The organism is Ureibacillus sp. FSL K6-8385 (assembly GCF_038593155.1).
Lineage (GTDB): Bacteria > Bacillota > Bacilli > Bacillales_A > Planococcaceae > Ureibacillus > Ureibacillus terrenus.
In genome coordinates, this window is sequence record NZ_CP151968.1 from 631,906 (window position 1) to 643,363 (window position 11,458).

Annotated in this window: 13 protein-coding genes; 10 read left to right on the forward strand and 3 right to left on the reverse strand. The window is 42.1% G+C overall.

Features of this window, described 5'->3' with window-relative positions; translation table 11 throughout:
* Positions 1-72 precede the first annotated feature (72 nt).
* The 3 genes from NST62_RS02980 to NST62_RS02990 all read right to left on the reverse strand — a co-directional run bounded on the left by NST62_RS02980 (position 73) and on the right by NST62_RS02990 (position 1,646).
* Positions 73-717: a hypothetical protein gene (locus NST62_RS02980; protein ID WP_342463128.1), complete on the reverse strand. Its 645-nt coding sequence runs from the start codon at positions 715-717 to the stop codon at positions 73-75.
* Positions 718-768: 51 nt separating this feature from the next.
* The gene (locus NST62_RS02985; protein WP_141602960.1) at positions 769-1,386 is read right to left on the reverse strand and encodes a type II CAAX endopeptidase family protein; all 618 of its coding nucleotides are present in this window, start codon (positions 1,384-1,386) and stop codon (positions 769-771) included.
* 65 nt (positions 1,387-1,451) lie between these two features.
* The gene (locus NST62_RS02990; RefSeq protein ID WP_141602961.1) at positions 1,452-1,646 is read right to left on the reverse strand and encodes a DUF2187 family protein; all 195 of its coding nucleotides are present in this window, start codon (positions 1,644-1,646) and stop codon (positions 1,452-1,454) included.
* A 142-nt stretch (positions 1,647-1,788) separates the two neighbouring features.
* On the opposite strand from NST62_RS02990, the gene NST62_RS02995 reads away from it, so the two are divergent.
* From NST62_RS02995 to NST62_RS03040, 10 genes are all read left to right on the forward strand, one after another.
* Positions 1,789-1,977, forward strand: a complete 189-nt coding sequence (locus NST62_RS02995; RefSeq protein ID WP_141602962.1) for a hypothetical protein — start codon at positions 1,789-1,791, stop codon at positions 1,975-1,977.
* Between the two features lie 41 nt (positions 1,978-2,018).
* A complete protein-coding gene (locus NST62_RS03000; protein WP_342463129.1) occupies positions 2,019-2,183 on the forward strand; it encodes an aspartyl-phosphate phosphatase Spo0E family protein in 165 nt (54 codons plus the stop codon).
* A 223-nt stretch (positions 2,184-2,406) separates the two neighbouring features.
* The gene (locus NST62_RS03005) at positions 2,407-3,276 is read left to right on the forward strand and encodes an NAD(P)-dependent oxidoreductase (protein ID WP_342463130.1); all 870 of its coding nucleotides are present in this window, start codon (positions 2,407-2,409) and stop codon (positions 3,274-3,276) included.
* A gap of 34 nt (positions 3,277-3,310) precedes the next feature.
* Positions 3,311-4,627, forward strand: coding sequence for an MFS transporter (locus NST62_RS03010; RefSeq protein ID WP_342463131.1), 1,317 nt, complete (start codon positions 3,311-3,313; stop codon positions 4,625-4,627).
* Between the two features lie 52 nt (positions 4,628-4,679).
* A complete protein-coding gene (locus NST62_RS03015) occupies positions 4,680-5,582 on the forward strand; it encodes a chemotaxis protein (RefSeq protein ID WP_141602966.1) in 903 nt (300 codons plus the stop codon).
* Positions 5,583-5,715: 133 nt separating this feature from the next.
* Positions 5,716-7,251, forward strand: coding sequence for a Ppx/GppA family phosphatase (locus tag NST62_RS03020; RefSeq protein WP_141602967.1), 1,536 nt, complete (start codon positions 5,716-5,718; stop codon positions 7,249-7,251).
* Positions 7,252-7,257: 6 nt separating this feature from the next.
* A complete protein-coding gene (locus tag NST62_RS03025) occupies positions 7,258-9,435 on the forward strand; it encodes an RNA degradosome polyphosphate kinase (protein WP_141602968.1) in 2,178 nt (725 codons plus the stop codon).
* A 133-nt stretch (positions 9,436-9,568) separates the two neighbouring features.
* Positions 9,569-9,820 (forward strand): short-chain dehydrogenase, encoded by a 252-nt coding sequence (locus NST62_RS03030; protein WP_328219931.1) that lies wholly within the window; start codon positions 9,569-9,571, stop codon positions 9,818-9,820.
* Positions 9,821-9,980: 160 nt separating this feature from the next.
* Positions 9,981-10,424, forward strand: coding sequence for a cyclic-di-AMP-binding protein CbpB (cbpB, locus tag NST62_RS03035; protein WP_141602970.1), 444 nt, complete (start codon positions 9,981-9,983; stop codon positions 10,422-10,424).
* Between the two features lie 106 nt (positions 10,425-10,530).
* On the forward strand, positions 10,531-11,415 hold the full coding sequence (locus tag NST62_RS03040; RefSeq protein ID WP_342463132.1) for a LysR family transcriptional regulator: 885 nt from the start codon (positions 10,531-10,533) through the stop codon (positions 11,413-11,415).
* Positions 11,416-11,458 lie beyond the last annotated feature (43 nt).

Consider the following 11,458-nt stretch of genomic DNA (forward strand, 5'->3'; position numbering starts at 1 on the left):
TGGGCTGTTTCCATTTTAGAGGGGGTTTTGTCCCAGCCTCTTTTTGTTTTCTTTGAAATTATTGTCGTACAATTATTTTTCTTTGATTGACAATCCCATCCGGATGAAATCGTTTGTGGAATTATAATCGCTTTGGTCATAAATCGTCAGCCGCACGAGAAGATTGTTTTTCTCATAAACAATTCCAATTACTTGTTCATTATCAAGTTTCGAAATATATGCCGCGGAATTTGAGATTTCCGGATGAGCTTTTAATGCATCGCTGAGATCGTAAGGCTTGTATTGGCCGATTGCCGCCATAGTCTCCTCTGTATTTTTTACGAGATCATCAAAAGCGGCATCGTTTTTTGAAACAGCCTCGATTCGCATAAAAACGGCATCGTTTTCTTTAAGGAAAAGCACTTCTTTGCCCGGTTCTTCTTTAGTCAGTTCATAGCCATCCAACACTTGAATTGTATATTGTTCTTCCTCCACTACGTTGGCATTTTCTAAAGGATCGCCGTTTTCTGATTGAGCAGGATTTTTTTGTTCAACTGACTGGTCGTTTTCATCAGCTTGCTTCTCTTTCTCTGCCGTTCCTTCATCTTTTGCATTTGTTTCTTCTTCTGGCTCTTTTGCTGAATCGGAATCGCCGTTTTGTTCTCCCGCCGTACCGCAGCCGGCAAGAGCCAATATCAACAATAGGGATGTCAATAAAAACGATAATTTCTTCATCATCTTTCCTCCTTTTCAATAAGACGTTTTTGCGGCCCGCAAAGTTTCCTTTAATCAATAGCGAATAAACGGCAAAATTAAAAACAGCAGCAATACGAAAACTTCGTGTGCGACAATCACCAGAGGCATGCTTTGTTTCCATTCATATAACAGACCGAAAATAACGGAGATGAGAAATGCGCAAATGACGACGGGAATGGACCCGCCTAAGGCAATCGCGACAGCAAACAAAATGCTTGCAATAAGGCAGGACAGAATCGGGGAGAAATACTGTTTCAGAGCGTTCTGTACATACCCGCGCCAAAACAGTTCTTCACCGATGACAATAATGAAAACGAGCAATAGGTAATGCCAAATATTATTCGGTCCGTAAGTTGCCAAAAATTTTTTAATCGCTTTCACAGAGCCGGAATCGACGAATTTGAGCAGTATATAACCGAGTCTGATGACACCATAAGTAATGGTGCCGAAACCAATTCCGAATAAAATATATTTCCAAGTTGGAAGTTCGTCTTTAAATTTACCGAACAGGATGGCAATCGCAATGCCGACAAGGAGAGTAAACGTATATAAGTGCCAGAAGATTTTCTTTTCTTCAAAAGAAAAAAACGTGCTGACAAAGATGAAAGCAAGAGAGAGAAGGAGAACAATCAACTTATTTGAAACTTTCATTTCACTTGCCTCCTTTGTTATCATATTAACAAAAAAAACTCCCCCTATGAAAGGGGAAGAAATCTTTACTCTGAATCCTTTGCAGATTTTACAATTTTGTACCGTTTATGGTTAACAACCGTTTTTTCTTCCAAATCAAGGTCCCGATAGTTCGACATGATGGTTAAATCGACAATTACTGAATTATCATTAACTTTTTCAACCAGTCCCCGCAGTCCGTCTTTGAATTCGATAATATCTCCAACTTCAGCGATTTTCATAGGGATGTTCCTCCTTTTTTAGCTGCTATGACGATAGTTTGCATGATAATAGAACAAAAGTAAAGGGATTTTTGAACATTTTCTAACATTGTAATATCTTTGAATCATTTTTAACATTTTCGAATAGAGGAGGCGAAGAATCGTGGATAAATATAAAATAATGATTGAAAAGTTAAAAAACGGGGAAATAGATAGTATAGAAATTACGAAGGATGAATTTATGGAGTTTCGTGAAGTGCTCGTCAACGATGAAAAATTTAAACATTTTCGCGGTGAAGCAAAGCAGGGAGGCAGGGTCGTTTACCGGTATATGGATGAACCGCGTGCATAAGCCTTCCTGCCGCGCAGCTGAATGAAAGAGGGGATTAGCGTATGGAAAAACTATTGACACAATTGGAGCACGTTCGTGAAAAAATGATACGTTCAGGATTGGAGAATGGCTTACAATCCCCAAAGACCCTTCGTTTGAGCAGAGAGCTGGATCAAATTATCAATCAATATGTTCAAAAGTCCCGGTTGTTTATTGCGAAAAAATAAAAATTTTTCAATTTTCTGTTATAAATTTTGCGTTAATTGGAAACAGTATTTTATGAACACAGCAACATTCTCATTTTCCCCCTTTTCAAGCAGCAATTTTGCTGCTCTTTTTTTTGCCTTCAAAAGAAGCATTTTCCTATCAACAATTTCCTGAATCTATGGTACATTACAAGAAAGTGTAAAATATACATATATTTCATATGAATGAAGGGGTGTTGGAAAGTTGAGAAAAGAAAAGATTGCCTTTATCGGTACAGGTGTGATGGGATCGGGCATTGTCAAACATTTATTACACGCAGGGTTTGAAGTGACGGTCTATAACCGCACGAAAGCAAAAGCGAATCCATTGTTGGAACTTGGAGCCGAATGGGCGGATACTCCGGCTCTGGCTGCGGAGAATCAAGACATCATTTTTACAATGGTAGGGTTTCCGAAAGATGTCGAAGAAGTGTATTTTGGGGATAAAGGGATATTCAAGACGGCAAAAGAAAATTCCGTCGTCATCGACATGACAACGTCGAAGCCAAGCCTCGCAAAGAAAATCTACGAAACCGCAAAAGAAAAGGGGATCAAAAGTCTTGATGCACCGGTGTCAGGCGGAGATATCGGGGCAAGAAACGGTACGTTGTCCATCATGGTTGGCGGAGATGAACAAGTGTTTCATGAAATGCTTCCAATTTTTGAACTTTTTGGATCCAATATTGTTTATCATGGGGAAGCCGGAGCGGGCCAGCATGCCAAAATGTGCAATCAATTGCTGGTGACAACGAACATGATCGGGGTTTGCGAGTGCATTGCCTATGGAATCAAGGCAGGATTGGATTTGGAAAAAGTATTGCGGTCTGTTTCAACGGGGGCTGCCGGTTCATGGTCATTGACGAATCTGGGGCCGCGTATACTGAAAGGAGATCTTGATCCCGGTTTTTATATTAAACATTTCATTAAAGACATGAAAATTGCTTTGGAAGAAGCAGAAAGAATGGGATTGGACCTGCCGGGCCTGAAACTGGCGAAAGAAATGTATGAAACATTGCAGGAACGTGGTTACGGGGATTACGGAACTCAGGCACTGATCAAATATTATCCTGTTTGAGCCTGAAATTATCGACTGATAGGGGCTGTTATTATTGAAGAAAAGCAGAGGCGTTGCCGCGAGGAATCAATTGGCGTTGTATTTTTCCCTTCCTATACTTTCATGGGCGTTGTACGATTTCGCGAATACGATTTTTTCATCCAACATTAATACGGTGTTTTTTCCATTTTATATGGATGAAGTCCTCGGAAAGGACCGGGTGATGGAGCAGGTGGCAAGCACTTTCATTTCTTACGCGAACGCCTGCGCAAGTTTCTTTTTGGTGCTGTTTTCTCCGCTTTACGGTGTTTGGATTGACCAAACGGGGTATAAAAAACGGTTTATTGTCTGGTTTGCGTCCATATCCATCTTTTTTACTTTCATGATGGGGGTTTTTGCTTCCTTCAATGCTTCCTTGTCCATTTCAGGGATGCCCCTCAGTCTGAGCCTTGTAGTCATCAGTTTTGTCATTGCAAAATTTTGCTTTAATTCGAGTTTGGTATTTTATGATACGATGTTGGGCGATCTCGGTACAAAGGAAGAAATCCCGTTAATTTCGGGATTCGGGGTAGCCGTCGGATATTTGGGGACGATTGTCGGATTGTTGGTTTATTTCTTCGTTGATGATGGCGGCTTTCATCGCGCCTTTATTCCAACGGCCATCCTCTATCTCATCTTTTCCTTGCCGCTGTTTTACTTTATCAAAGACCGGCCATTGCCGAAAGAACAAAGAAAAAGGGCCAGCTTTATTAAAGGTTACAAAGAAATTGTCGATACATTTAAGGACATGAAAAAATATAAAGCCATTTTCACATTCATGATTGCATATTTCTTTTTAAACGATGCCATTCAGACGACCATCGCCATGATGGCAATCTATGCGACGGTCATCATCGGCTTCAGTTCGGGACAATTTATCGTCTTATATTTGGTCAGCACCATTTCCACCGTAATCGGCTCCTTCATTTTCGGCAACATTACGAAAGCGATTGGTGCAAAAAAAGCTGTGGCTATTGTCAGCCTCATCATGATCATCGCGCTATTCATTGCCGTATTTGCGACGCAAGAATGGATGTTTTGGCTGGCGGGCAGCTTGTTTGGCGTATCCCTCGGTTCCATGTGGGTGACATCAAGGACCCTCATAATTGAGCTTTCCCCTGAAGAAAAGCGCGGGCAATTTTTCGGCCTCTTCGCTTTTTCCGGGAAAGTATCGCCCATTGTCGGCCCGGCATTATATGGAACCATCACCTTTTTGCTGAAAGATCATGGTCCTCTGGCATCACGGGTTGCCCTCGGTTCGTTGATGGTATTGACGGTCGTCGGATTAATCGTTCATCTGCAAGTAAAACAGGAAGAGCGGTTATCCCATTAGAAATTTCTGCAACGTTTTCTGCAATATGCTGGTATAGGAAGGGATGATGTGGATGGAACAAAAAGGGATTTTGTTGGAATCTGGCACGAACGAGATTGAAATCGTTGAATTTGAAGTAGGAAATAACAAATTTGGAATCAATGTCATCAAAGTAAAGGAAATTATACAGCCGCTACCCGTCACCTTTATTCCCCATGCCCACCCGCATATTGAAGGAATCATCCAGCTGCGGGGAGAAGTGCTGCCTGTCGTGGATATGCTGAAAGTGCTGGGCATGCAAAATGCCTCTTTCGGCAATCAACAGAAATATATCGTGGCGGAATTTAACAAACAAAAAGTCGTATTCCATGTGGATAATGTGACGCAAATTCACAGGGTTTCCTGGAGCCAGATCGAGAAACCTTCAGACATGTATAAAGGGAACGCGAACCAGGTAATCGGCGTCGTCAAAATCGGCGAATCAATGATTTTATTGCTTGATTTCGAGAAGATTTTGCTTGATATCAATCCGGATACGGGAATCCGGATGGAATCGGTCAAAAAGCTTGGCAAGCGGGAACGTTCCGAGAAGAAAATTGTCGTGGCCGAAGATTCACCCCTTCTGCGACGACTGTTGAATGAGACGTTGACCGAGGCGGGATACGTAAATTTGGAATTTTTCGAGAACGGAAAAGAAGCTTATGAATATCTCGAATCTTTATTGGAAAGAAACGAAGATATTGCCCAACGCGTCCATCTGATCGTGACGGATATTGAAATGCCTCAGATGGATGGCCATCATTTGACAAAGAAAATTAAAACCCATCCTGATTTGCAAAAGATTCCGGTGGTTATTTTTTCAAGTTTGATTACGGATGATCTCCGCCACAAAGGGGAAGAAGTCGGTGCGGATGATCAAGTTTCCAAACCGGAAATAGAAGAGTTGATTTTAAAAATCGACGAATTAATTTTATGAATGGGGAATCCTTTTGTGAATGCCGGTGCCTGCAAGGCTTCCGGCATTTTTTATTCTTTGAACGGGCACCGACTCTGTGAGAAAATAAGGTTAACGCTCAGGAATCCTGGAAAGGGAGGAGGGATTTGCTTCAGTGAAGGGAATCCATTCAGCCATCATCGATATCGGTTCCAATACCATCCGTTTGGTCATCTATCGCTATAGCAAAGGGGAAGGATTGCAGGAAATCAACAACATCAAGACGGTTGCCAGACTAAGAACATATCTGCAGCCGGATGGAAACTTGTCCGAAGAAGGAATCAACGTATTGAAAAATGCTTTGATCACTTATAAAAAGATAATGGAAGATTTCAATGTGGAGAAGGTAAAAGCCGTCGCGACCGCTGCGATTCGCCAGGCAAGAAATAAAGAAGACATCCTTTTGCAGATGGAAGAGCAGACAGGCATCAAAGTCGAAGTGTTGTCCGAATATGAAGAAGCTTATTTCGGTTATCTGGCAGTCGTCCATACCATGGATCTTCCGGCCGCCATCACCATCGATATCGGGGGCGGGTCAACGGAGATTACGCTGTTTGTAAATAAAAAATTGCATCATACCGTCAGCTTTCCGTTCGGCACTGTCTCATTGAAACAAAGTTTTGTCTCAGGAGAGAAAATCAATAGGAAAGAAAAAAACCGCTTATCTGAATCATTAAAAAATCATTTTGAAAAGTACAGCTGGATGAAAGATGTGAGATTGCCGATTGTCGGCATTGGAGGAAGCGCGAGAAATCTTGCCCATATCCATCAGCATTTGACAGGGTATCCGATTTCCGGAATCCATCAATATGAAATGGATCGGGAAGCGTTCAACCGATTAAATTGTTTTTTGGGAAAACAAACATTGGATGAACTGAAACAAGTGGACGGCTTGTCTTCGGATCGGGCGGACATCATTGAAATTGCGCTGGTCGTATTTCAAAGCCTGATGGATATCGTCAATACGGATGCCTTTTTTGTCAGCAAAAGCGGTTTAAGGGAAGGATTGATCATCCACAGCGTGATGCAGGCCAATCCGGAAGCTTTCCGCATTGATCAAATATTTGAAGAATACGCAAACCATTTTGCCCATAAATGCGGACGGACCGCACAGGAAGTCGACGCGATGGTGAGGTTGACGGAAAATTTCTATTTGGAAAGCTGCCAATGGGATTTGCTGCAACACCGCGAAAGTCATCTTCAATTATTGAAAAAAGCCGCAAGATTATTTTCGATCGGGGATTATTTTGAAACGGATTCAAGCAACCAGCATACTTTTTATTTAATTGCCAATCAATCCGTTCCCGGCCTGCTTCATAAAGACCGCATAAAAGTTGCCCTGCTGGCCTCTTATAAAAACAAGGATTATTTCAGACGCCTGAGTAAGCCGTTCCGTTCCTGGTTTACCCGTGACGAGCTAAAAACGCTGCAAAAGTTTGGTGCTTTATTAAAGTTTGTATATTCGTTAAATGTTTCCAAAAAAGATGTTGTAAAAAGCATTAAAATGGAATTGGAAGAGGACATGCTCATTCTTTATATCTTCCTGAAAAATCGGACGGCAGCAGAAATCTACCGGGCGGAAAATCAAAAGAAACATATTGAAAAACTGTTTAGAAAGAAAGTTAAGCTTGAATTTATCAACGAAGGGTGATGAATGATGGCAACGGATACAGAGCGGAATTTTCCTGAAAAAGGGCATGCGGGCCAACAGAATGAATGGAAAGGGATTAGCCGGCGACAATTGTTGAAGGAACTTTCAAAACCCATCTATTATTACAATCGGGAACTCAGTTGGCTGGCTTTCAACGAACGGGTGCTGGAGGAAGCGGAGGATGAATCCAATCCGCTCCTTGAACGGCTAAAGTTTCTTGCCATATTCAGTTCCAATTTGGACGAATTTTTTATGGTAAGGGTTGCCGGACTTCAAGACCAGGTCCGGGCAGGACTCCATAAACCGGATAATAAATCGGGATTGACCCCAAAGGAACAATTGGAGAAAATCCGTGAAAGGACCCTTTCACTCGTCCGCAGGCAAATGGAAGTTTTCAGACATTTGGCTTTCGAACTGTTGCCGCGGGAAAATATTTATTTGACCGATTTCAAATCTTTGTCCGATGAACAGCGGCAATATGTCCATCAATATTTTGAAGAAACCATCTTTCCTGTATTAACGCCCATAGCCGTCGACGCTTACCGGCCGTTTCCTACGCTGCTTGGAAAAACATTAAATTTGCTCGTGATGCTTGAATCGGAAAGTTTTTTCAGCGATTTCGACGAAAAGGTGGCCATCGTGCAAGTGCCTTCCGTTTTGGAGCGCTTTATTGAAGTGCCTGCCGGACCGGATCAAAAAATGTTTGTTCTGTTGGAAGATGTGATTGCTTCCCACGCGGACCAACTATTTTACGGCTATCGCGTAAAATCGGTGCAGGCGTTCCGGCTGACGAGAAATGCGGATTTGACGATTCATGAAGAAGGGGCCCAGGACTTGCTCGCTGAAATCGAAAAGGAACTGAAGAAACGGAAATGGGGAACGGGGACCCGACTGGAAGTCCGCGAAAGGGAAATGGATGATGAGGTGCTTCAATATTTATTAAAGGAGTTCGAAATCGGCGAATCGGATGTGTATAGAATCAACGGTCCCCTCGATTTGACATTTTTGTTCGGTTTTGTGGAAAAGGTGTCGGAGGGGAAAGAACATTTACTGTTTGAAAGCTTCATTCCCCAGCGTCCGCATGATTTGGAATCGGATGAAACGATATTTGAAAAGGCGCTGGAAAAGGATTTATTCTTCCATCATCCTTATGAATCCTTCGAGCCGATTGTGGAATTTATCGCGGAAGCAGCCAACGATCCGGATGTGCTGGCCATCAAGCAGACATTATATCGGGTGAGCGGCAATTCACCGATCATCCGGGCTTTGAAAAAGGCGGCCGAAAGAGGGAAACAAGTAACCGTTTTGGTCGAGCTGAAGGCGCGCTTTGACGAAGAAAAAAATGTGCATTGGGCGAAGGAGCTGGAACAGTCCGGCTGTCTGGTCATTTACGGTATGCATAAATTAAAAACCCATTCCAAAATTACACTGGTCGTAAGAAGAAGAAACGGAAAAATCGACCGTTATGTCCATTTAAGCACCGGAAATTATAATGATGCGACGGCCAAAATCTATACAGATATGGGAATCATTACAACGGACAAAGAATTTGGCGCTGATGCAACGAACTTTTTCAACTATTTGAGCGGTTATACGGAAAAACCGGAGTTCCATCATATTGTCGTCTCCCCTTACGATATCCGGGAAAAGTTCATTGAATTGATCGATCAGGAAATCGAGTTTCACCAAAAATACGGAAATGGTTTTATCCGGGCCAAAATGAACGCGTTAACCGATAAAGAGCTGATTATGAAACTGTACGAGGCTTCCGTCCAGGGGGTAAAAATTGAACTGCTCATAAGAGGCATTTGTTGTCTGCGTCCCGGAATTCCCGGCATCAGCGATAACATTACGGTCATCAGCATTGTCGGGCGATTCCTGGAACATTCCCGAATCTATTGGTTCCATCATAACGGGGAAAATAAAATCTTTTTGTCTTCGGCGGATATGATGACGAGAAACATGGTCCGCAGGGTGGAAATCCTGTTTCCAATCTATTCAGAAGAGATTAAGAATCGGATAATGCATATTTTTGTCACTCAGCTGGAGGATAATACGAAAGCCCGTATTCTTGACAGGACCGGTAAATACCGTTATAAAGCGCGAAAAGAAGACGATCCGGTTATCAATAGCCAGGAAATATTTATGCTGGAAGCCATGAGTTCCGCCAAAATGGAAGAATAGGGGAAGGGAACTCCGGAACCGGAATGATGGAATGAAAGCGCCTTGACGACATCCCTTTCATCTCCCTTCGACGCGCAGAATAAAAGAGCGAAAAGGATGCATACTATTTATAAGTTGCAGAAGGGAGAGAAGGATGATGAATAATGTATGGACAGTTCTGACAACGATTGTATGCATCATTATTGTTGCGGTTTCCTATTTTATGACTGTAAGTGTAATGAAAAAAACGGAAGAACGTTCTTCTGTGACGGAAACTGATGTTCCAATCAGCAAAATCATCCGGGATCATCCGATTTTAATGAATCCGATTATAATCATGTATATCATTTTTACCTTATTTTTAGGAATCATGATTTTTTTCTTATGGGCAAAATATGGCTATTAAACTTTAATATTGGCAGGCATGCCGGGCTTTTCGCCCGGCAAAACGGTTTTTAAAATAAAAAACCTTCAACCCAAAAATCATGTGCCATTGTCATGGTCACAAAACTGTCAAATATGATATGATAGTGTTAAGCGGGTCATTATGGAAGGGGTTGAAGGTTTTGATTTCTACAAAGAAGCGCACTTTCCTGGAAACGCCGATCAGCGACTTTATCATCCCGGTGGAAAAAGTGGCCCATGTTTTAGTTGGAAATAGTGCAGAGCATGCTTTGTTGGTTCTTACAAAAACAGGATATTCTCAAGTTCCGGTATTAGACACAAATTTCCATATTCATGGGTTAGTCAGTTCCAAGGTAATTACAGAAGCCATCCTTGGACTTGAGCGAATAGAATATGAAAAACTGTCTCAAATCAAAGTGGATGACTGCATGGATCGAAATGTAACCATTTTAAAAATCGACGACACTTTTCAAAAAGCGTTGGATTTGGTCATCAATCACGCTTTTTTATGTGTGGTTGATTATGATGGCACCTTTGCTGGAATCTTAACGAGAAGAGTGATTTTAAAACAATTAAAAAAATATATCTATCAGACTTCAGATTAGAAGTTGGAATTCATCGGCAAAATCCATTAAATCTGAGGATTTTGTCGATTTTTATTGGGTTTTTGTGTATTGTAATCTTTGGTAGTGAAGTTTTTGGAGTGATTGGATGACAACATCAGAAGCGGAAATTATCAAAATATTGGCGGAAGAACGGAATATGCGCAAGGCTGCCGAGCGGCTGTTTATCACACAGCCGGCATTGTCCCAGCGTCTTCAATCGATCGAAAAATATTGGGGAACCCAATTGTTTATCCGTTCCCAAAAGGGATTGACACCAACTCCTGCCGGCGAACTTGTGATCCAATATGCCATCGAGACGCTGCAAAAAAAGGAAGAGGTGCTTGAAAAGATTCAGGCCCTTGATTCCAAGGTACACGGTACATTAAAAGTCGCCTGCGCTTCCATTGTGGGGATTAACTGGCTGCCGAAGGTGCTGAAAGAGTTTGTCAACACTTATCCGGATGTTAAAATTTCATTAATCACCGGTTGGAGTTCAGAAATCGTGAGGGCCATATACGATGGGGAAGCCCAAGTGGGAATTGTCAGAGGGCAATCGGAGTGGAAAGGAAAAAAAATACATCTGTTCCGTGATACGATGTATTTGGTGGATACTGAAATCCAGAGATTGGAAGAAGTGTTGACGACGGAACGGCCATTTATCCAATTCAAGAGCGACTCCAATTATTATCAGGAAATCCAGGTTTGGTGGCAAGAGCACTTTGCTTCCAGTCCAAAACGCCAAATTATTGTGGATCAAATTGAAACATGCAAGCAAATGGCCCTCAATGGCATCGGCTATGCCATTTTGCCGTCCATTACATTGAGCGGAGGAGAAAATGTCAATAAAATCGCATTAACTTCCGGCGACAAGGATATCGGATTGACCCGGGACACATGGCTGATCGGCTATGAATCTTCCTTCGAATTGCGGCAAGTGGCGGCTTTTGTTGAAATTGTGAAAAAGCATGCCCATTCTGTCAATGAAACATGAAGGGCATATCGTAATAGCAAATCAGGAATACGGAGCATTTTCC

Coding starts and splice junctions, on each gene's coding strand:
- NST62_RS03030 (WP_328219931.1), top strand. CDS start 9,569: ATGATGAATAATGTATGGACAGTTCTGACAACGATTGTATGCATCATT.
- NST62_RS02990 (WP_141602961.1), bottom strand. CDS start 1,646: ATGAAAATCGCTGAAGTTGGAGATATTATCGAATTCAAAGACGGACTG.
- NST62_RS03015 (WP_141602966.1), top strand. CDS start 4,680: ATGGAACAAAAAGGGATTTTGTTGGAATCTGGCACGAACGAGATTGAA.
- NST62_RS02980 (WP_342463128.1), bottom strand. CDS start 717: ATGATGAAGAAATTATCGTTTTTATTGACATCCCTATTGTTGATATTG.
- NST62_RS03040 (WP_342463132.1), top strand. CDS start 10,531: ATGACAACATCAGAAGCGGAAATTATCAAAATATTGGCGGAAGAACGG.
- NST62_RS02985 (WP_141602960.1), bottom strand. CDS start 1,386: ATGAAAGTTTCAAATAAGTTGATTGTTCTCCTTCTCTCTCTTGCTTTC.
- NST62_RS03000 (WP_342463129.1), top strand. CDS start 2,019: ATGGAAAAACTATTGACACAATTGGAGCACGTTCGTGAAAAAATGATA.
- NST62_RS03025 (WP_141602968.1), top strand. CDS start 7,258: ATGGCAACGGATACAGAGCGGAATTTTCCTGAAAAAGGGCATGCGGGC.